This is a genomic window from Mucilaginibacter sp. L3T2-6 (genome assembly GCF_030519355.1).
In the GTDB taxonomy this organism is placed as follows: Bacteria; Bacteroidota; Bacteroidia; order Sphingobacteriales; family Sphingobacteriaceae; genus Mucilaginibacter.
Genome location: NZ_JAUMKC010000005.1, coordinates 1 through 21,692, shown reverse-complemented (window position 1 = coordinate 21,692; position 21,692 = coordinate 1). Strand labels below are relative to the sequence as shown.

Genomic DNA, 21,692 nt, shown 5'->3' with positions numbered 1-21,692 from the left:
GGGGTGTTCAACTATTAATTATCCCCTGTTATCTGGTCGTAAAGCAGCAGCTGGTTTTTGGACACAACACGCTCGCCCGGTTTCAGGCCCGAAGCGATGTAGGTAACATCGTCCACCGTTTTGATGATGCTTACCTCGCGCACCTTCATGTCGCACCTGTCGTTATAAACCACCACGTAGTTTTTGCTGCTGTCGAACACGATCGCCCTGGACGGCACTGATACCGATTGCTGGTTCTCGCTGTTGGTGATCACCACATTGGTAAACATTTCGGGCTTCAGCAGCATATCCGGGTTGGGCAGGGCGATCTTTATCTTCATCACCTTGTTATCCGGGTCGAGCACGGAGCTGATCTCGTTCACCTTGCCCATGAACACCTTGCCGGGATAGGCGATAGTAGTGACCTTTGCAGTGTAGCCTACTTTTACCTTACTGATATCAGACTCGAACACGTTGGCCCAGATCCAAACATCTTTCATGTTGGATATGGTGAACATGCTGCCGTTGTTGTCCTGGCGGATAAAGCTGCCCGAGGTGATGTTCTTCTCTACGATGTAGCCGCTTTCCGGCGCTTTAATTACCAGCATGCCATTGGCGCTGGTATTACCGCCACCATTAATGGCAATGGCCGATTTTACTTTGGCATTGGCGGCAACGGCCTTATTGTAATTCTCCTTAGCCTCGGTGTAGTCGCGTTCGCTGGCGATGCCGTTCTTATACAGGTATTCCTGCTGCTCCAGCTGGCGTTTGGCAACTGCCACATCGGATTGGGTGGAGGTAAGGTCGGTATAGTTTCCGGCGATATCGGCACTGCGCATTACGGCCAGGGTTTGGCCTTTGGTTACTTTATCGCCCAGGGAAACTTTAACTTCCAGCACCTGCCCGCTGCTGAAAGGGAACACCTTTACCACGTGATTATCATCATTCGATACTTCGCCCGATAGACTCAGTTCGTCCTTCATCGTGGTGGTTTTGGCCGTATCAATGGTTATCATTTTTGCCAGCGTATCGCTTACACATACCTGTTTGGCCACCGTTGCCTCCTGCTTTTTATCCTTGCAGGCCGCAAACAGCACCAGTGAGCAAATGCCGGTTATATAGAACTGTTTTTTCATTATCGTTTATTCGGAGTATGAGTTTTATCAGGGTTTAATTACAGGCTCGCCAACGGCAAAGTTCAGGTCGGCGATAGATTTTTGCAGGTTGTATTGCTGCTGCAGTATTTTCAGCTTGGTGTCTTTATAGCTGTCGAAAAAGTCCACAAACTCCACCAGGCTTATCTGCCGCTCTTTAAAGCTTTTCATCATGGCTTTAAACAGGGTGTCGTACTGCTGGTTAAATTCGGTTTGCTGGGTGGTGAACAGCTGCTGGTTGAGTTTGTACTGATTGACGGCCGCCACCACATCGTTCTTTAGTTTCGATTCATTGCTTTTTACCGTGTTCTCCTGGCTCATCAGGCTATACTTTGCCGATTTGATATTGCCCTGATTGCGGTTAAAAAAGGGCAGCGGCAGGCCGATCTGCAGGCCGTAGTAGTTTTGCGCGTAGCTGCTGTTTTTATCGTACGAGGCGCCGATGGTAATATCCGGCGCGGCCAGGGCTTTTTGCAACTCCAGGTTGTGCTGTGCCGAAGCCAGCTGGTACTGGTTTGAAAGGTAGTCGGCGCGATTGGCCAATGCCCGGTCAATCAGCGCCGCTACATTCAGATCTATGTTATTTTTCGGGGTATCATTTATCACAGGCTTAACGAAGGACATTTCATTAGCCTGGATCAAGGTCTTCAGCTCGGTTTGCAGATCGTTGATCTGGCGGCTGTTTTCAATCATATCATTCTGCAGACCGAACAGCAATGCCTTCAGCCTGATCAGGTCTTTCATCGAGGTGTTACCCGCGTCATACGATTTCTGGATAGAGCTCACCAGGCTCGTCGCCGATGTGATCTCGTTCTGGTAAACCTGCGCCTGGTCTATCAGCGTAGCCAGCTGACCGAAATCTAATTGCAGGTTATAGCGCAGGTTGCGCATCAGGTCGTTAAATTCGGCTTCCTGCACTTTGGCATTGTCCTGTGCTACTTTTACCTGTTTGCCGCGCTTACCTGCGGTAGTGAACACCTGGCTCAGCTGCACAAATACCTGCCCCAGCTGGCGGCTGCTATTATGGTAAAAGAACTTCTTGCTGCCGCTGTCGTAGATATTCTGATCGGTGCTAAGGGTTGGATTATCCCACAGGCGTGCCTGCTCGATCAGTGCTTTGGCAGACTCCACATTATATTTTTGAGCCAGCAGGTCGAAATTGCTTTCTAAAAACCTTTTCTCGGCATCCTGGAAATTGAGCCGGAGCGTATCGGTTTGGGCGTTTGCCTGGTAGGTGGAAGTGATAAATAAAAGGAACAGCGCCGTTACAGCATATCTCAAACACATAGCATCAATTTTTTTGACGTGCAAAATTACGCCGGCCTGAAACTGACGGGATTAGAATGGGATTAGAATTGAAAAAAGGGCGATAATGATTTGTGGTGTAATTGCCGCTCGCATAGTTGACTCACCCGGCCATCGCTTCGCCCGGCCACCCTCTCTTTGCTGCGCATAAAGAGGGAACGGGAGTTGGATTAAATGGATTTTTTCTCTTCTCTCTTTACCGCCTGCGGTCAATGTTATTAAGTTAAGCAGTAAGACCCCATCAGGGTCAAATATTGACAGAAAAATGGCGCCGCTCTGGATTCTGTGCCGTAGGTACGAAACACCGCGTACAGGGGTCAGCGGGCCAGGTTGCGTACCTACGGCACGCATGCGATACCCTTTTATTATTTCTACCGATATTTTGCACCTACGGCGCATTTTTGGCTTAATTTAATGACATTATGCCTGCGGCACGCATGCGATACCCTTTTATTATTTCTACCAATATTTTGCACCTAAAGCGCATTTTTGGATTAATTTAATGACATTGACCTACGGCACGCTGCGATACCCTTTTATTATTTCTGACGGGATTAGAATGGCATTAGAATTGAAAAAAGGCGACTTTAAATCACCTGCGGGTAGTTTCGACATTTTATTTTAAGGTAGAGCTTAATGTTTACCCCGCTCATTGCCGCGGGGCTAGTTCTTTTGTCTTGATACAAAAGAACCAAAGACCGAGCAACAGCGAGATAATGAGTGCCACTAAAAAATAAACAACATACGAATAAATTAAGTCAGCAGAAATGCTTCTTTGCGCACAGGGCCTTTCACGCACAAAGCGACAAAACCTGCGCGGGCTGGAATCGTTTTTCGCGGTTTTGTTTGTTTTTTTAGCGCGCTCAAGATGCTTTGCGTTTTTGCTCTGTGACCCTATCGCTTTGAGAGCCTGTAATGCAAAAAAAGTTCCTATGCCCGAACCCGTTTCACCGGCCGGCAGGTATTTTTCGCTTTTGCCCGAAGCTTATCTGCTGACGCGTCTCTAACACATGCACTACCAAAAAGATTAAACAAGCCTTAATACCCATTGTTACCTTTTAAAATATCGTCATGAAAAATTTACCCGTCAGCGCGGGCATTCTTATTGCGCTAACCTTCGGCGCCTGCAATGGGGCGACCCATAAAACCGGCGGAGCAACCCGCGACTCAGGCGCCACCCATGGAAACAGCGGGCCGGCTGATACATCTGTAGCGGCGCATTCCAGCCAGGCTGCAGGGGCTGCACCCTCTGACACCAGTCGCATTGGCAAGCCGGCAGCAGCGCCGGTTGTGGATTCGGGAACGAAAAAATGAATTACCTGTTGGGGTATGCGCTCAGCCCCAGGGTGATATGCAGGCTGGGGCTAACACTAATGGCTTTGCGCAGCTTATAGGCTACCCTGATCTTTACCTGCGGCTCGCGCACACGCTGGTCTAAAAAGGTGGAGTTGTCAATATCAAGCACAATGCTGTTCCCGGCGTCGGGGCTGATGTCCATGCGCGAGGCCACCGGGACTTCTGAGGTGCCGTCGGCTTTGGCCATGTAAACCTTTACCATGCTCAGGTTGCCGATGTTGAAGTCTGTCGGGCTGATTGCCTCCATTTTTGCGGAAACCATGCGCACCTCGCTCACCTTGTCGGCGTTATTGCCGTTTTTCTTAAAGTCCTGGTCGAAGCTGGTGGCCATGCCCGATACCGACAGTTCTTCGCCTGCTTTTGAATCCTGCGGAATGGTTACCGTGGTGGTATAGGGGAAGGTAGATTTTACAATCGATTGCATCATAGCGCAGCTGCTAAAAACCAACAGGAAGGCAAGGGCGAAAAAGGGCTTCATAAGATCAGTAATTGGTTGTGACAATTTAGGGGATGCGATTGGGAATTGCAAGGGTTGTTGTTGAATGTGTTGATTTGGTTGATTAAGCGGGCGACCTGCGGGCAGGTTCCAATTTATTATTCAGGGTCGAACTTAAGCGCCACCCCGCTCATTTGCCGCGGAGGCTGTTATGTTTTTCGCGTGTGTTTGTTTTTATAGGAGCTCAAGAGGGCTGCGCCGTTTTGTCTTGATACAAAAAGTAACCAAAAGACCGAGCAACAGCGAGATAATGAGTGCCACTAAAAAACAAACAACATACGAATAAATCAAGTCAGCAGAAATGCTTCTTTGCGCACAAGGCCTTTTACGCACAAAGCCGAAAACCCTGCGCGGGCTGGAACCGTTTCGGCGGGCTACCCTGTCGCTTTCTTACCCTGTATCCGAAAAGTTCCTATGCCCTGCCCAACACGCAGCCCGGCAGGTTTTTCGCCTTTTGCCCGAAGCTTGTCTGCTGACGGGGGTACTAAAGAAATCTTTCTTTTAGATTATTAGTATTGTAAATAAGGTATTATGATTTTGTCATAATGAAGAATGTATATAGAAGCGGCCTAATGCCAGGCTCCGATTATTATTCAGGGTTGAACTTAGGCTTCACCCCGCTCATTTGCCGCGGAGGCTGTTACTTTTTGTCTTGATACAAAAAGTAACCAAAAAAATCAAGTCAGCAGAAATGCTTCTTTGTGCACAAGGCCTTTTACGCACAAAGCCGAAAAACCTGCGCGGGCTGGAACCTTTTCGGCGGGCTACCCTGTCGCTTTCTTACCCTGTATCCGAAAAGTTCCTATGCCCGAACCCACTTCACAGGCCGGCAGGTTTTTTCGCCTTTTGTCCGAAGCTTGTCTGCTGACGGGAAATCTAAAAGGTCTTACTGCCAACTGCTACTGCCAACTGTCCGCTTTTTCAAAGCCTCCACTTAAACGCCTTGTCATCCACCGCGCGCATGGTGCAGAGGATGCCGTCGAGGTGGTCGCACTCGTGCTGGAGGAGCTCGGAGAGGGCGCCCTGCATGTGCCATTCCTGGCGCTGCCAGTTTTCGTCGAGGTAAGAAATGGTGAGCGACTGGTGGCGCTTTACCTTTACCAGCAAGTTGGGGAAGCTCATGCAGTCGTCCCACAGCTCGAACAGTTCGGGGCTGAGGTTCTGCAGTTCGGGGTTGATAAAAACCACCGGACGGCCGATATTCATGTACACCAGCCGCTTCATGATGCCCAGCTGCGGCGCGGCAATGGCCCGGCCGAAATTGTACCTGGCGCGGATCTCGCGCATTACGTTGTCCATATCCGCCACCCAGCCCGGCACCAGCGGCAGTTCAGACTTTTCCACCGGAGCGCAGGTTTCGTAGAGGCGCGGGTCGCCGAGGAGGAGGAGATCGGAGAGGGTTTTCATGAAGGTGAAGATAGGAAAAAGTCTAAAGTCTTGAGCCGGTAGTCCTGAGTGGTAGGGGGACTGACCAATGGCTTTTGGGTTAGATCGGGGTAAAACGGTATTGTTATGCGGGAAAATTGTGAACATGAGGGAACAGAGGAAGCAGTTTAGGCCTGGAATGGGTTACACAGCGACTTGAAAAGGTAATCGGTTGAGAGGAATAATATTATATTTGGAATATGGACACCGGAAACTGCTATTTTTTGATGATAGATCAGCCTATGTGTTCATATTGTAGCGCGCGCACTGAGGTTATTGGCGATTTTTTATTATACCAAACTTTTAATGTGGGCACAGCATTGTTTAAACCCCAATTGTAACCGCGTTTTTATGGAAGTTGACGACAACAACGAATGAAAGAAGGACAGACCCTTTGGACTAAAGAGCAATTGATACTGGCTGTAAACCTATATTCCAAAATTCCATTTGGGCAGATGCATGCTTCAAATGCTGATGTAAATGAATTGGCAGGCCTTATCAACAGGTCACAGGCGGCTGTTGCAAGAAAGCTGGGAAATTTTGCCAGTTTCGACCCCAAGCTAAAAGAACGTGGAATTAAGGGATTAACCAACGCGAGTAAATTAGATTTAGAGGTTTGGAACGAATATATGGAAAATTGGGAAGAGCAATTTTTCGAAGGCGAAAAACTGCTCGCTAAAAAGAAGCAGACGTCGGTTGAGAAAGTTTATCAGGCGGACCTCGAAAATTTGCCTAAGGTACAGGGGCAGGAACGTGAGCGATTGATAATGCAACGGGTAAATCAATATCACTTCCGCAAGATAGTCCTAACCAACTTTAACAATCGATGCTGCATAACCGGAATACAAATGCTCGACCTAATTGTAGCGAGTCATATTGTGCCATGGAGCAAGGATAAAGGCAACCGGCTCAGCCCGCAAAACGGATTGGCTCTAAATGCTTTGCATGACAGGGCCTTCGACAAGCACCTTATTACCGTAACCGAAGACCTGAAAATCAAAGTTTCCCCCCAGTTTTACAGGCAAAAGGATACGCTAAGCATTCAGCAAAACTTTATTGATTACGATGGCAAATCACTCTTACTGCCTAAAAAATTTTTCCCGGATACAGATTTTTTGAGGATGCATAATGAAAAATTTAAAGGGTGAAAGTTCACCTATATCCGATTGACGAAAAGGTTTAGTATCCCGATTTTGTCCAAATGTCAAATGTTAAATTCAATTATCTGTATCGTGATAGCGGCAGCTATAAGCAATACGGTTCAGTAGTATTTTCAAATTCAACGGAAATTGAACTATCACAAATTGAATCCCTCATTCGTTCCAAACTAATCGATGGCACATGGTTTTATGCCAAGGAATGGGGCATCCCCGAATTGTTTTTTAGGCACTGCGATTTTAGATTCGAGCCGACGTGGCATGAGTTCGAGGGTATTGAATACGATCATGAGCTTGCCCATAGTGCCTGTTCGATTGAGGAGTTTATTGCATCTGTTGAATCTCGTTAGGAAGTGTCTGGCGACTATACTTGTAAACCCTGTAAACGCCTTACGGAAATTTCGGCAATTGTAGAACGAGTTGATAATCAGTTTGTTGCAGTGGTTTAAAATAGAATAATGCTGATAGTCAGTATATTACATAGCGTTCGGGGTGTTCCATGCACGTAAAAACGGAACGCTTTATGGTTTCAGGTGTAACCATTGGGTTTCAGGTAAATTGGCTGCTAGTCAAGTGATTACAGCAGGGTTGCACCTAAAAAGTGTAAACCCTTCTACATCTCATCGCCGGGGCGCGTGAAAAAGGTCTATCTGCAATTAACTGCACAGTTAAAGGTTTTCAGCTATAGCATTTTACGGCACAGTTGGTCTGCCTTAAACCGGCCTTCACTTACCCAATCTAACGGTCATAAACCTCAACACACGTTCATCGCGCTTAAAAGCAATTTCGAGATCGGGTACAGCGTTCGGGTTGGCTGTCGTGTACTCCAAAAGCCTGTAATAGCCCGTGGTTTTCTTCGTCAGTTCCAGCAATTCTTCAGATACGGGCCTGGCGGGCTGACCGGCCCTTAATCCCCAGTTCTCTTCGTGGGTAATTTCACAGCCCAGGCCGGTGAGAATTTTTCGGAATTTTGCAGCAGCCTCTTTCGCCTGGTCCTCGCTTAACACGGGAGACAGTATGAAGACGGTTTCATAACGTTTACTCATAACAGCGGTATTTTTCGTGATGGTTTATCGCGGGAAGATACAAACAAAGTTTTGGTTAGAACAACAGGGAATAAAAGAGGCTTCCCACTGTGCGCATGTTCAAATGGTGATGCGTCAGTCTTGCTGAATAACGGATGCGCAGGGGTTACAAGTGTAAACCCCTTTTTTTGTATGTTGTTGATTGCCAGTTGTTTATTTATTTGCGGCATTACAGTGTGTAAACCCTGTGGCTAACGCCTGAAAATCAGCGTGTTGCAAAGTGGTGAAACGAATGTGCTCTGATAATCAGGGTGTTCCATGTGTTTTGGGGTGTTCCGTGTGCAGAAAAACGGAACGCGGCGCGCTTTCAAACATTTTGCAAATCCGCGCAGTTTACTATTTTTACAATCCAATTATTTATCATCCTAAATATCAATAAATGGTTATTATAAACAATCATGCCGAATTTGAAGCGTTGTTAGGGAAAGAAATAGGCACCTCAGGTTGGCACACCATCACCCAGGAACAAATAAATCAGTTTGCCCAAGCTACGATAGATCACCAGTGGATACATACCGAACCTGAAAGGGCGGCAGTTGAAAGTCCGTTTAAGGCGACCATAGCACACGGTTACCTGACCGTATCCCTGCTCCCTTATTTCTGGCATCAGATTGCGGACGTGCGTAACCTTAAAATGCAGATAAACTACGGTATTGATAATATAAAATTTGCCCAGCCGGTGGTAGTGAACAGCAGGGTAAGGCTAATTGCGCGGCTGGTATCGATTGTTAACCTGCGGGGTATTACCAAGGCCAGCATAGGCGTTACGATGGAGATTGAGGGAGAAAAAAAACCGGCATATACAGGCGAGGTGGTATTTTTGTATCATTTTAATGCCTGATTTTTATTGAGGCGCTGCGTTGTGGCCTCATGCTGCCCTCTCCAAAATATGTGTTGTAGCCTCACCCTGCCCTCTCCAGGGGAGAGGGTTTTGGCTGCTGCGGCGGCGGGCCGTTTCCTTCTCACAATATGCGTCGTGGCCTCATCCGGCCCTCTCCAAGGGGAGGGTTTTGGCTGCGGTGGCGGCGGGCCGTTTTCTTCTCACAATATGCGTCGTGGCCTCACCCTGCCCTCTCCAGGGGAGAGGGTTTTGGCTGCGGTGTCGGCGGGCCGTTTTCTTCTCACAATATGCGTTGTGGCCTCACCCTGCCCTGTCCAGGGGAGGGGGTTTGGGCTGCTGCTGCTGCGGCGGGCCGTTTTCTTCTCACAATATGCGTTGTGGCCTCGCCCTGCCCTTTCCGGGGAGGAGGTTCTGATTGCGCGGGCAATTCAGATTTCTCTCCAAACAACGCCTTGCCTTCTTCGCTGGAAAAGTTGCCTGTGCGCTACCCTCCTTGCCCCCTGACGGCGTTTTGCCTTACAGAAATTAAGTTTTCTGCCCTGATAACCGGTCAATAGTGAATTTTCATAACTGTCTGCGCCCATTTTTTTAACTGCGAATTAACCGTATCAGCCTCAGCAAGCTGATATCTAAAAATCTGCCTCATAGCTGGTTAAACGCCCTTTTTGTACAAAATACACTTTGTGTTTAAAGCGTATTAAATTTATTATAACTGTCTAAATATCAATTATTTATGTTAAAATTTATTTGCAAATAATGCAGGTATTACTATAGTTTTGTGATACCAATTCAGAACCAAACGTCTGCCAGTATATTGAAAACACGTAAAATGCCTGGGGGTAACCGCCCAAGCGCGCCTGTGTTTTTAAGTGTGGGTTAACTGTTGCATCGTAGGTTCAAATTGCCCTGATTTTAAACCAATCAACAAACTATAACCAATTATGAAAATTATCTGCAACCTTAAATTGCCGGCGGTGCTGCTCCTGCTGCCTGCAATGTTGTTCAACTCGTGCAAGAAAGATCTGTCGCGGCAGGCGCCCGGCATGGCAATTACCGGGGCGACAACGGTGGCCCGGGCAGCCAACGAAACCGTTAACGTTTGGATGACCACATCTGACCAAAGCAAGCTGCTGGCACAACAGGCCAGCATTAATTTCGCAGCCGATGCGGGTACCAACGCCACAACCATCACGGTTGATGAAAACACCGGCTACCAGACTATTGATGGCTTTGGCTATGCGCTTACCGGCGGCAGCGCATCGCTGATCAACGGACTGGGCGCTAATCAGTCCACATTTCTGAATGATATTTTTTCAACGGCTTCGGGTCACGTAGGTTCGGCATTTGTACGCATTACCATCGGCGCGTCGGACTTAAGCTCATCTGATTTTACGTATGACGATATGCCCTCAGGACAAACGGACAACAGCCTGACGCATTTTAGCATCAGCCAGGAGATGACCGACCTGGTGCCGGTACTGAAGAAGATCGTCGCCATCAACCCTTCCATTAAAATTTTAGCAACGCCGTGGACGGCCCCCGTCTGGATGAAACAAAGCACAACCGGCAATGGCGGCTTTACCGGTGGTAACTTAAACCCGGCGTATTATGATGCCTATGCCCGATATTTTGTTAAATACATACAGGCTATGGCCGGGCAGGGTATTAATATTTATGCCGTATGCCCGCAAAATGAGCCCCTGAACCCTTACAACAATCCGTCGATGACGATGCAGGCAAGCGAGGAGGCCAACTTTATTAAGAACAATCTCGGGCCGCAGTTTGCCGCCAATGGTATAACCACCAAAATAATAGCATACGATCATAACTGCGACCGTCCCGATTACCCGGAAGCGGTATTGGGCGATGCCGGCGCAAATCCCTACGTAGATGGTTCCGCTTTTCACCTCTATGCAGGCGACATCAGCGCACTTACAACGGTTCACAACGCTTACCCAGCCAAGAACATTTATTTTACCGAGCAATATATTGGAGGTCCCGGTAACTTCGGCGGCGACTTTTCATGGCACATGACCAACGTTATTATCGGAGCGTCGCGTAACTGGAGCCGGGTAGCCCTGGAATGGAACCTTGCCGCCGACCCCAATTATAACCCGCATACTGCAGGGGGCTGCTCCAACTGCCTTGGTGCGGTAACTATATCTGGTAATAACTACACTAAAAATACAGCGTACTATACAGTTGCGCACGCGTCGGAATTTGTGAAGGCGGGTGCTACGCGCATATCATCAAACATAGCAGGCAGCATACAAAACGTTGCCTTTAAAAACCCCGACGGCACCAAAGTAGTAGTAGCCATGAACAACGGCAGCTCAAGCTCAAGCTTTAAAATTAAATGGGGCGCCGAATCATTCACTTATACTTTACCCGCTGGGGCGGCTGCCACCTTTAAATGGGCCGGCACACAGTCGACAGGCGGGGGTGGCGGCGCGCCAATCGGGCAAACCATCACCCTTAAAGGGTTTAATAATTTATACGTGAGCGGCGAAAACGGGACCCAGGCCATGAATTGCAACCGCACTACGGCGCAGGCCTGGGAGCAATTTCTTGTAGTTGACGAAGGCTCGGGCAAGGTGGCGCTGCAAAGTATGGGCAAATATGTATCGAGCGAAAACGGCACGCAGGCCATCACCTGCAACCGCACCTCGGTTGGCGACTGGGAGAAATTTACCTGGGGAACTAACGCCGATGGCACCATCTGGCTGCAAGGTAACAACGGTAAATACGTATCCAGCGAAAATGGCACCCAGCCCATGACCTGTAATCGCACCTCGGTATCGGGATGGGAATCGTTTAAGGTGAATCAGTGATGTTAAGATGATAATTGCAGGGCCGTATTGCACACGCCGCTTTGAGGCCGCCTCACCTAAACGGGGAAGTCCTCATGAAATAATTCTCTTGCCTCATCCGGCTTCAGCCCCCTTCTCCAAAGGAGAAAGAAAGCAGCAAGTAGTTGTTTGGAGAGGGGTTGGGGTGAGCAATACGGCCCTTACTTTAAAACAAAACCAATTTGTTAACTAAATACAACCATTATGAAAAGACAACTCTTTAACTATTTTGCTATTGCAGGCATGGCGCTGGCAATGCTGGTGAGCTCCTGTAAAAAGGATGCCAACAACCAGATGAAGAACCCCAACAGCCCATCGGCTAATACTGATGTGACCACCGAACCACGTGCCACCACCTGGCAGCTGGTTTGGTCGGACGAATTTAACGGCACGAGCGTAGATGGCTCCAAATGGAATATCGATAATGGCAATCCCGGGGTTAACAACGAGCGGGAGTATTATCAGTCGTCAAACGTCAGCGTTAGCGGCGGAAACCTGGTTATTACTGCCAAAAACCAGAGTGTAGGCGGCCAGCCCTTTACTTCGGGCAAGCTGGAGACCTTTAACAAGTTTACCACCACTTATGGCAGGATCGAGGCGCGCATTAAGCTGCCGGCGTTCCAGGGCAGCTGGCCCGCATTCTGGATGCTGGGCGCAAATATCAATGATCCGGGCGTTGGATGGCCCAACTGCGGCGAGATTGACATTATGGAACAGGTAAATACCAGCAGCACTATTTTGGGCACCATGCACTGGAACGGCGGTAGCGGACACGTTCAATACGGCAGCAGCACCACCACTACTCCAACCGACTATCATATCTACGCCGTAGAATGGGATACCAACAGCATCCGCTGGTATGTTGATAATACCTTGTATGTAACCGGTAATATTCAAGATAATATCAATAATACCGGCGCTTTTCATAACCCGTTCTACATCATTCTTAACCTTGCTGTCGGTGGCGACTTGCCCGGCCAGACGGTTAATACAGGCGCACTCCCTGCAAGCATGCTGGTTGATTATGTGCATGTATATAAAGCGGTAACCAGTTCGGGCGCGCCAATAGGGCAAACTATTACCCTGAAAGGTTTTAACAACTTATATGTGTCTGGCGAGAATGGTACGCAGGCCATGAATTGCAATCGCACCACTGCACAGGCCTGGGAGCAGTTTACAATTGTTGATGCCGGGGGTGGTAAGGTGGCGCTGCAAAGCATGGGCAAGTACGTATCGAGCGAGAACGGCGCCCAGGCCATCACCTGTAACCGCACAACTATTGGCGACTGGGAGAAATTTACCTGGGGAACCAATGCCGATGGAACGATAACATTGCAAGGGAACAATGGTAAGTTTGTTTCGTCAGAAAACGGCACACAGCCCATGACCTGTAACCGCACCACGGCCTCGGGATGGGAGTCGTTTAAGGTGAATCAATAAAGGAAAGAAAGATCAAAGGCCAGAGATCGGAGATTAGGAGAAAACCAGCCTCTGATCTCTGGCCTCTTCTAAATTTCCTATATTAGTGAACCAATTGTATTTATGAGAATAATATTTTCGAAAATGACTACAAGCGCCCTCATTTTTGCGGCGCTTGTAATTTTTGCGGAGTCGTGCTCCAAAAGCAATACACCAGCCAAAACAATCACCGCTACAACGCCCGACAAACCGGATCCGAAGCCGGCCGTAAAGTACACGCTTTCCTGGTCGGAAGAGTTTAGCGGCCCCGCCATTGATACGGCTGTTTGGAATATGGAAACCGGCAGCCTGGGTATAAATAATGAAAAGGAATATTACCAGGCGCAAAACGCCGCTATTGAGGACGGCAATTTGGTGATTACGGCAAAAAAGGAGAACGTGGGCGGCATGCCGTATACATCGGCCAGGATGAATACACTTGGCAAATTCTCGGCGACATACGGTCGTGTTGAGGCCAGGATCAAGCTGCCTTCGGGTCTTGGGTTTTGGCCGGCTTTCTGGATGCTGGGCGCAAATATCAATACCTATGGATGGCCCCGCTGCGGTGAAATAGATATTATGGAGCATATAAATGATAACCATGACATTTATGGTACCATGCACTGGCAGGCAGGCGGCGGGCATTCACAATACGGCGCGCAAACAACTATCGCCAGCACTGATGATTACCATATTTATGCTGTGGAATGGGACGAGACAGAGATTAGGTGGTATGTTGATGATGCGCTATATCTAACCGGCAACATTAAAAACAATATCAACAGCACAGAAGCTTTTCATTTGCCGTTTTTCATCATCCTGAACTTTGCTGTAGCCGGGGATTTTCCGGGCCAGACAGTGGATGAGAGCAAGCTGCCGGCAAAAATGTATGTAGATTATGTAAGAGTTTACAAAGCAGAATAAACCCCTTGATTTGAAATCGCGGATCCTTTCAATTCTCTTTTGCTCAGCATTTTTTTGCTTTTCACACCCAGACTATGGCCAGGGGATTGAAAAGACGTTGCAACTGTCTTTAACCACCGGCCGCCAGGTTGAAGATTTCAGTTGGTCGATAGCCGGCAATATTAGCGGGCAAAGCCCTAATGTACTCTCGGAGCTTAAATGGCAAAAGGTAAGCGGGCAAAATTACGCTGCAGCGCTGCAATGGAACCCCTGGAAGAAAGTTTTTATAACAGGCGGATATAACCGCGTATCGGTGCATTCAGGCAATGTCAGCGATATTGATTATACGTCTGATAACCGGACACAGCCCAACTATAATCAAAACTTTAGTGATAAAAAGGGCTATACTTCCGCCTGGTTTGCCGGAGCGGGATATGCAGTTATCAACAGCAGCTTGTTTAGCCTGGTCCCATTCGCCGGCTACGGCATTAACGCGCAATCGCTTTATATCGTTGACCTTACCGGCCGGTTCCCCGGCCTTGACAGCAGGTACGACACAGAGTGGAAGGGGCCGTTTCTGGAGATTAAATCATCAGTAAAAATAGTCCGGGATTTAAAGCTGACGGCGGACCTTGCCTACAACCAGGTTACTTATAGCGCCCGCGGCGACTGGAACCTGATCAGTCAATTTCAGCATCCGGTAAGCTACCGTCATTCGGCTAACGGATACGGAGTGAATGCATCTATAGGCCTGGCTTATAGCATCACGCCAAACATTGCCATCGATGCGGGGTACAGCTACTTTAACTGGGAAACCGGGAATGGTACTGATCAGCTTTACCTGTCATCCGGCCAGGTTGATAAAACACAGATGAATGGCGTTAAACGTAAAGGTCATCTTGTTGGCGGCGGAATAATCGTATCATACTAAAAAAGCCGCTGAAAACAATCTCGTTTCCAACGGCTTTCTCGTTTATACGGCTAATAAATGCCGGGATTTATATTGAATCTGTAGAAGTTACCAGGCCTTCGGGCTGATGTGCCGGAACACGGGTTGTAAATGGCGAGTGCTTGGTGAACAGCCCCATGATAAATAATAAGCCGCCCAACAACAATTCTGGCCAAAATACGCCTTTAAATACTTTGCCTCCTGCACGAACTGAATCGAAAGCGAAGCCATATAAAAACGGCGATACCCACAGCACAAAGCCCATCAATACGTCGAGCACCAATTTTATCCTGATAGGGAGCTGTTTTATAAAACCGGTTTCAATATTGGTGAATATCGCCATGATTAGCTGCAGCCAACCGATATAGATCGGTAAAAACAATGCGCCGCTTGAAACATTTACCAAATCAAATAACCATGGAGACGCTATCATGGTAAGCGCGAGGATATAATTTAAAACGCCATAAAAAGCTGTCGAAATAAACGGTTTCATATTTTTAATTTATATTTTCTTTATCAATATACCGCGCGAACGGTATTTGTGGTCAAAGGTATAAATTTTGAAATTATCCGGAACCGATTTCTTTAGAATTATTGGATGGAAAAGCTTAATTTTTACAATGAAAGCGAAGGACTTATCTTTTGGGGGCTATTTTGGCTCCCAAAAACGCAAAAACGCCGAATATCAAAGCTGATATTACACCCGGAATTAACCCAACAAGCGCGGTTGCCACCCTTGGATGAGTAGAGAACGAAGGCGGTAACGAGGCTAGTATGCTGTCGAGCTGGTTATGGCTTTCAATATACTTTTTATAAAATAAGAAGTGTACAACGGTTATCCATACACAATTTACCAGGCCGGTATAAAAGCCATAAAGAAAAAATTTTCCATTGCATGCTTTGGCAATTACAGCGGCACAAAAAGCAAAGATCAGCACCCAGAACACAGGCTCAACCTTTTGGGGTATCAGGGACACTGTGCCAAAGGCCATTATCAAACCGAAAATTGATAATTGAAAAATGAGTTTCCAGTTCATGTGAAAAGATTAACAGGTATAAATGTAATACATAATCCAGATAAAATATGCCGTTGCAATGTAAAGGCAGCCACAATGCTGCGGCTGCCTTTATATTTTACCATTTTATTGCTAAGTAGTCTTGTTTTAATAAGTATAGTACCGGCCTAACGAAGGACTGGCCGTGCGATGAAGGACAGCTCCGCCGGATGCCTTAACACCGGCGCCATTGCTTGCTTCTTTATCCAGCAAAACCCCTAGCTTGTCAATTGTGCCGTGGTTTCCCTTGTTAGGATTCTCTGCCTCTTTACTATTGGGTTTAACCGGGGCTCCTGCAGACGACTCCTTCAGATTTTGAGGAGCGATCCTGGCAATGGTATCCGGTTTAATGGAAACCGTATTTACGCGGACGGCGGGTACTTTGACATTTTGCTTAGCTGGAGCAGCAGATGAGGAATAATCATTGTCTACAAGGTTAAAAGCGATGGGTACAGAGTATGCTACTCTTACGGGGCGTCCGTTTTGTATGCCGGGTGTCCACTTTGGCGACTCCTGGATAACACGCAGCGCTTCCATGTCGATATCTGCCGCAACCCCGCGGGTAACCCGTACGTCGGTTAACGATCCATCCCGTTCAACTACAAAAGTTACGATCACTTTCCCCTGTACCCCGGCATCCCGCATAGCTGCAGGGTACCTGATGTTTTTGGCCAGGTAATGGTAAAACGCATCGATCCCCCCCGGGAACTGAGGAACCTTCTCCACAGCAATAAACACAGGGCTTTTCTCATTGTCGTCAATGTCTTTTTTTTCCGGCGTTGCAGGCTCCGGCCCGGCTATCTCTTTAGTAGTGGCCTTTCCTGCTGATGCAGTAATAACGTCAGGAATGCTGGTACGCTTTGCAGTATTATCAGGCTGGTCGTTTGGTTTAGGACTAACATCCATAACCATTGTGCTGCTATGTGGCACAACAGACGGTACGCTGGCTGGCAACTCTAATACCTGTTCAACTTTTCTATTTACAAATCCAACCGTTTTGCTGTTATATACCGTGGCCGACGATAATACCAGCATCAGCATAAACAGCGGGGCTGATAATCCGTATTTTATCAGTGCAGCCCTTTTGGAATGGTTTTTCTGCAGCATAAGGATACGCTGTTTTAGCAGGCTGTGGTTAAAGAACGGATTAACCAGCTTGTGAGCGGGCGCATTAAAGGTCTGGCTTACCAGCAGCAGGGCATAATCGCTTTTATTGGTGCCGAATTTTACGGCCTGCCTGTCGGCAATGTACTCATGGATGTGCTTTATCGTAAAGCGGTAAAGATACACGATCGGATTAAACCAGTTTACAATCATAACAGCTTCCATCAGCAACACATCGGCGCTATGCCACTGCCTGGCGTGCACATGCTCATGGGCGGCAATAATATCGTTGTCCTGGTGTTCTGCGTTTAAGCGGACTTTTTTAAAGAACGAAAACGGGGTTTGGGGGGGCTGGTTTATTATCTTTCGCAATATTACCATTTGCCAAACAAACCGACCGGTCAAAAAAAGCATCCCCAGCAGGTAAAGGGCGGCTAATATGTCGCCAAATGTTACTTGTGTGTTTTGTATGATCGGTTTAAAGCGATAAATAACCAGCGGGCTGCTGTAAATGGTGAGTTGAACCTCTTTGGTAATAAATAAGTTCCTTACCCAGCTTGATTGTATCATCGGGATAAAGAAAGATAAAATGGAGGCAAGAATAAGGTAAATCCTGTTAAGTTGAAAAAAGGTTTCTTTTCGCAGCAGCAAAAAATAAAACCCATAAAACAAAAGCAGGTAAATATTTACCAGCAATAAATAATGCCACCAGGTCATACTTATTTTTCTTTGAGTTTCTCAATCAGTTTCATTATTTCATCAGCTTCTTTAAGATCGATTTTCTCCTTCTTTACAAAGTAAGAAAACATCCGCTTAACCGAGTTGTCAAAGTAACCGTGCATTAATTTGTCGGTCGCAAAATTTTGATACTGGTCTTTGCTGATGACCGGATGATATTCGTGGCTTTTGCCGAACGCCTTGTGTCCGACAAATCCCTTGTTTTCAAGAATCCGGATAATAGTAGATACAGTATTGTAAGCAGGTTTAGGTTCAGGCAGCACATCCAGCACATCTTTTACAAATCCCTTCTTCAAATGCCACAGCACCTGCATAATTTGTTCTTCGGCTCGCGTTAATTCTTTGATTTCCATGTTTTTTTTGTTTTGTCCCGTTTTTACGGCCGGCAGGCACCGGCCCATTTCTTGAGTATCAGCTAATATTTTTTAGTAAATAAAGATAAATAATATTATAATATTATTATTTTATTTTAATTGGCTCGCAAAAGCTAAAGTTAAAACTACGGCATTAGTTTTGCAAGTGTTTTGAAAAATATATTCTCACCTTGCGTCTGCAAATAACTCAGTAAATGAATATAACCTTCCACGGCGCTGCCAGAAACGTAACCGGCAGCAAACATTTGTTAAGATTAAATGACGGAACAGGCATTTTGCTTGATTGCGGGATGTTCCAGGGCCTGGGCGAACATACCGAAGATATGAACGAACACTTCGGTTTTAACCCGGGAAAAGTGGACTATATGATATTATCTCACGCGCATATCGACCATTGCGGCTTGGTTCCGCGTTTGGCGACCGAGGGTTTTAACGGTCCGATATTCTGTACTGCGGCCACAATGGACCTTGCGCGAATACTTTTAATGGATTCGGCCAGGATACAGGAGCAGGATACCGAGTACAGTAACAAGCACCGCGAACGTAAAGGACTGCCTTTACTCAAGCCGCTTTATACCGAAGAACAGGCTATGGAATCGCTGCGGTTTTTTAAAATAGTAGACTATAATGAAGAATACGAAATTAAGCCCGGCGTAAAATTTACCTTCACCGACGCAGGCCACCTGGTAGGCAGCGCCGCAGTACACTTATGGATAAATGAAGATGACAAAGAAACGGCGATAACTTTTAGCGGGGATGTGGGCCGCTATGGCGATATGTTATTGAAAAACCCGCAGCCGTTCCGGCAGGCCGACTATATTCTGCTGGAATCGACATACGGCGATTCGCTGCACAAGGATGTGGGCGCTATAGAGGACGCCTTATTAGAGGAAATTAAACATACCTGCGAAATAAAGAAAGGAAAGCTGATCATCCCTGCCTTTAGCGTTGGCCGCACTCAGGAACTTTTATATGCGCTTAACGCACTGGAGCTAAAAGGCGCTTTGCCCGACTTTAAATATTATGTGGATAGCCCGCTGTCAGAAAAGGCCACGCAGGTTCTACTGGATCACCCCGAAGTATACAATAAAGATGTAACCGATGTTTTGAAGGTGGATGCGAACCCCTTCGGGTTTAAAGGAATGAGCTTTATACAATCAACGGAAGAATCGAAGGCGCTGAACGACAACCCTGAACCATGCGTGATTATTTCATCATCTGGCATGGCCGAGGCCGGGAGGGTAAAACACCATATAAAAAATAACATAAACAACCAGAAGAACACCATTTTGATGGTAGGCTATTGCGAACCCAACTCGCTTGGCGGCCACCTGCTGCATGGCGATCCGGACGTTTATATTTTTGGCGAGCGTTATGAGGTAAAAGCCGAAGTTCGATCGATTAAATCAATGAGCGCCCATGGCGACTATGAAGATCTGCTGCGCTTTATCAGCTGCCAGGACCCTAAAAAAGTAAAAAAAGTGTTCCTTGTTCATGGCGAGTACGAAGTGCAACAGCATTTCAGGCAGAAGCTCCTGGACAAAAGTTTTACTGGTGTTGAAATTCCGTTTCAACACCAAAGGATTGATTTGGAATAGGCAGAAGTTTAGTCCGGATTTACCGGCCATTGAGCGGCGTCAATGTTGAAGAGCGCGTTACGCAAGTATTATTTGATTGGATTTGGCAGAAAACAGCTGTCCCTGGTACCCTCTAAACATCTAACATACCGTCCCATTTTCTGGCACATGCAGCATGCGTGTGCCAGAAAAAAGATGTCACCGCAAAAGCCGGTCAATTTGCAAACACCGCTACTGCCTTCTCAATTCTGCTGATCGTCTCTTCCTTACCCAGCAACTGCGCAATATCAAACACATGCGGGCCAAATTTGCCACCTACCAGCATCACCCGCAGTGGCAATAGCAATTCGCCCGCTTTAATGCCTTTTTCTTCGGCGAAAGCTTTGAATTCGCTTTCCAGCGCAACCGGCTCCATATTGGTTACCGCCTGTAGTTTAGCGACGTATGCATGGAAAAAATCCGTTTTGGCTTCTGTCCATTTGGGTTTTACGGCGTTGACATCGTACTCCGCAGGTTGACGAAAAAAATATGCCGATTGGTGATAGAAATCCGGCAGCAGTACACAGCGGTCTTTCACTTTATCAATAACCTGCAGCAGGTAGGCCTCATCCGCTACCTCAATACCTTTGTCGGCTAAAACTGCCTTTACTTTGGGCGCTAAGCTTTCTGCGCTCAGCTTCTTTATCCACTCTGCATTAAACCACTTTGCTTTCTCAAAATCGAATTTCGCGCCGGCCTTGCTTACGCGGTCGAGCGAAAATTTATGGATGAGTTCTTCTAAAGTGAATATCTCCTGGTCAGTACCATCGTTCCAGCCGAGCATAACCAGCAGGTTTAAAAATGCTTCCGGTAAAAAGCCAAGCTCCCGGAAGCCGGGGGTTAATTCACCGGTGTTCGGGTCGAACCAATTCATGGCATATACCGGGAAGCCCAGCCGTGCGCCATCACGTTTGCTCAATTTGCCGTGCCCGTCCGGTTTTAGTATCAGCGGCAGGTGTGCCCACTGCGGCATGTCAGCTTTCCAGCCTAAATATTCCCATAGCAGCAGGTGCACCGGCGCAGACGGCAGCCACTCTTCGCCGCGGAAGGCATGCGTAATCTTCATCAGGTAATCATCTACAACAACAGCTAAATGGTAGGTCGGCATGCCGTCGGCCTTTAACAGCACTTTGTCGTCAACCTGGTTGGTTTCAAAGCTTACCGGCCCGCGTATCATATCGTTAAAGGTAACGCGCCCGTCGGCCGGCATTTTTATACGGATAACATGAGGCGTTTTTGCGTCCAGTAATTGATCCACTTCATGTTCTGATAATGAGATGGAATTGCGTAAACTCTCCCGGTAAGCCTGGCCATACTGAAAGTTAGGGATCTCCTTCCGGTTTTTATCCAATTCTTCGGGCGTATCAAAAGCGTAGTAGGCATAGCCTTCGCGCACCAGCTTTTCGGCATATTCGCGGTAAAGCGATTTGCGTTCGCTCTGCCGGTAAGGCGCATACGGGCCACCGGCCACCGGGCTTTCATCCGGCTCCAGGCCGCACCATTTTAAGCAGTCTAAAATATACTCCTCAGCCCCTTCTACATAACGGGTTTGGTCGGTATCTTCTATCCTTAAAATAAAATCGCCGTTATATTTTTTGGCGAACAGGTAATTGAACAGCACGGTGCGCACGCCGCCCAGGTGTAAACCACCGGTAGGACTTGGCGCAAAACGTACCCTAACTTTTTTGTCAGACATAGTAATGCAAAGATAGGGGAATAGTCCTAAAGTCGGGAAAGTCAGTAAAGTCCGAAAGCCGGACTTTACTTTTTATTGGTGCGCCCGGCAGGGCGCATTTACTTGGCGGTGCAAGTCCGCTATGGGCCCGTTAAGGGGAACCATTAGCCGAG

At 47.4% G+C, this 21,692-nt stretch carries 18 protein-coding genes; 8 read left to right on the top strand and 10 right to left on the bottom strand.

Annotated features, from left to right (window positions below; genetic code table 11):
• Window positions 1-14 precede the first annotated feature (14 nt).
• Window positions 15-1,115: an efflux RND transporter periplasmic adaptor subunit gene (locus Q3W13_RS07280; protein WP_302862528.1), complete on the bottom strand. Its 1,101-nt coding sequence runs from the start codon at window positions 1,113-1,115 to the stop codon at window positions 15-17.
• Window positions 1,116-1,142: 27 nt separating this feature from the next.
• A complete protein-coding gene (locus tag Q3W13_RS07275; protein WP_302862527.1) occupies window positions 1,143-2,420 on the bottom strand; it encodes a TolC family protein in 1,278 nt (425 codons plus the stop codon).
• Between the two features lie 1,089 nt (window positions 2,421-3,509).
• Here Q3W13_RS07275 and Q3W13_RS07270 point away from each other — a divergent pair.
• Window positions 3,510-3,752: a hypothetical protein gene (locus Q3W13_RS07270; RefSeq protein ID WP_302862526.1), complete on the top strand. Its 243-nt coding sequence runs from the start codon at window positions 3,510-3,512 to the stop codon at window positions 3,750-3,752.
• Window position 3,753: 1 nt separating this feature from the next.
• Here the strand turns inward: Q3W13_RS07270 and Q3W13_RS07265 are convergent, their stop codons facing one another.
• Both Q3W13_RS07265 and Q3W13_RS07260 read right to left on the bottom strand, forming a co-directional pair.
• Complete coding sequence (locus tag Q3W13_RS07265; protein WP_302862525.1) at window positions 3,754-4,221, bottom strand: hypothetical protein; 468 nt, start codon at window positions 4,219-4,221, stop codon at window positions 3,754-3,756.
• Window positions 4,222-5,211: 990 nt separating this feature from the next.
• Window positions 5,212-5,697: a peptide deformylase gene (locus Q3W13_RS07260; protein WP_302862524.1), complete on the bottom strand. Its 486-nt coding sequence runs from the start codon at window positions 5,695-5,697 to the stop codon at window positions 5,212-5,214.
• Window positions 5,698-6,089: 392 nt separating this feature from the next.
• Here Q3W13_RS07260 and Q3W13_RS07255 point away from each other — a divergent pair, with 392 nt between their 5' ends.
• Window positions 6,090-6,863, top strand: coding sequence for an HNH endonuclease (locus tag Q3W13_RS07255; protein WP_302862523.1), 774 nt, complete (start codon window positions 6,090-6,092; stop codon window positions 6,861-6,863).
• Window positions 6,864-7,597: 734 nt separating this feature from the next.
• Here Q3W13_RS07255 and Q3W13_RS07250 read toward each other — a convergent pair.
• Entirely contained in the window at window positions 7,598-7,918 is a 321-nt protein-coding gene (locus tag Q3W13_RS07250) for a 30S ribosomal protein S6 (protein WP_302862522.1), read from the bottom strand.
• Between the two features lie 418 nt (window positions 7,919-8,336).
• On the opposite strand from Q3W13_RS07250, the gene Q3W13_RS07245 reads away from it, so the two are divergent.
• The 5 genes from Q3W13_RS07245 (at window position 8,337) to Q3W13_RS07225 (ending at window position 14,939) form a co-directional block, all read left to right on the top strand.
• Window positions 8,337-8,798, top strand: a complete 462-nt coding sequence (locus tag Q3W13_RS07245) for a MaoC family dehydratase (RefSeq protein WP_302862521.1) — start codon at window positions 8,337-8,339, stop codon at window positions 8,796-8,798.
• Window positions 8,799-9,739: 941 nt separating this feature from the next.
• Entirely contained in the window at window positions 9,740-11,629 is a 1,890-nt protein-coding gene (locus tag Q3W13_RS07240) for a glycoside hydrolase family 30 beta sandwich domain-containing protein (RefSeq protein ID WP_302862520.1), read from the top strand.
• A 222-nt stretch (window positions 11,630-11,851) separates the two neighbouring features.
• Window positions 11,852-13,087: a family 16 glycosylhydrolase gene (locus tag Q3W13_RS07235; protein ID WP_302862519.1), complete on the top strand. Its 1,236-nt coding sequence runs from the start codon at window positions 11,852-11,854 to the stop codon at window positions 13,085-13,087.
• A gap of 123 nt (window positions 13,088-13,210) precedes the next feature.
• Window positions 13,211-14,029: a glycoside hydrolase family 16 protein gene (locus Q3W13_RS07230; RefSeq protein WP_302862518.1), complete on the top strand. Its 819-nt coding sequence runs from the start codon at window positions 13,211-13,213 to the stop codon at window positions 14,027-14,029.
• Window positions 14,030-14,039: 10 nt separating this feature from the next.
• Window positions 14,040-14,939 (top strand): hypothetical protein, encoded by a 900-nt coding sequence (locus Q3W13_RS07225; RefSeq protein ID WP_302862517.1) that lies wholly within the window; start codon window positions 14,040-14,042, stop codon window positions 14,937-14,939.
• Between the two features lie 67 nt (window positions 14,940-15,006).
• Here Q3W13_RS07225 and Q3W13_RS07220 read toward each other — a convergent pair whose 3' ends face one another.
• The 4 genes from Q3W13_RS07220 to Q3W13_RS07205 form a co-directional block, all read right to left on the bottom strand.
• A complete protein-coding gene (locus Q3W13_RS07220; protein WP_302862516.1) occupies window positions 15,007-15,450 on the bottom strand; it encodes a hypothetical protein in 444 nt (147 codons plus the stop codon).
• A gap of 142 nt (window positions 15,451-15,592) precedes the next feature.
• Window positions 15,593-15,994: a hypothetical protein gene (locus Q3W13_RS07215; RefSeq protein ID WP_302862515.1), complete on the bottom strand. Its 402-nt coding sequence runs from the start codon at window positions 15,992-15,994 to the stop codon at window positions 15,593-15,595.
• Window positions 15,995-16,120: 126 nt separating this feature from the next.
• On the bottom strand, window positions 16,121-17,833 hold the full coding sequence (locus tag Q3W13_RS07210; protein ID WP_302862514.1) for a M56 family metallopeptidase: 1,713 nt from the start codon (window positions 17,831-17,833) through the stop codon (window positions 16,121-16,123).
• A gap of 2 nt (window positions 17,834-17,835) precedes the next feature.
• Window positions 17,836-18,207 (bottom strand): BlaI/MecI/CopY family transcriptional regulator, encoded by a 372-nt coding sequence (locus tag Q3W13_RS07205; protein ID WP_302862513.1) that lies wholly within the window; start codon window positions 18,205-18,207, stop codon window positions 17,836-17,838.
• Window positions 18,208-18,422: 215 nt separating this feature from the next.
• Between Q3W13_RS07205 and Q3W13_RS07200 the strand changes: the two genes are divergently transcribed.
• Complete coding sequence (locus Q3W13_RS07200; RefSeq protein ID WP_302862512.1) at window positions 18,423-19,826, top strand: MBL fold metallo-hydrolase; 1,404 nt, start codon at window positions 18,423-18,425, stop codon at window positions 19,824-19,826.
• A gap of 193 nt (window positions 19,827-20,019) precedes the next feature.
• Here Q3W13_RS07200 and gltX read toward each other — a convergent pair whose 3' ends face one another.
• Window positions 20,020-21,540 carry a glutamate--tRNA ligase gene (gene gltX / locus Q3W13_RS07195; RefSeq protein ID WP_302862511.1) on the bottom strand — a complete coding sequence of 507 codons (1,521 nt, stop codon included), beginning with the start codon at window positions 21,538-21,540 and terminating at the stop codon, window positions 20,020-20,022.
• Between the last annotated feature and the right edge of the window lie 152 nt (window positions 21,541-21,692).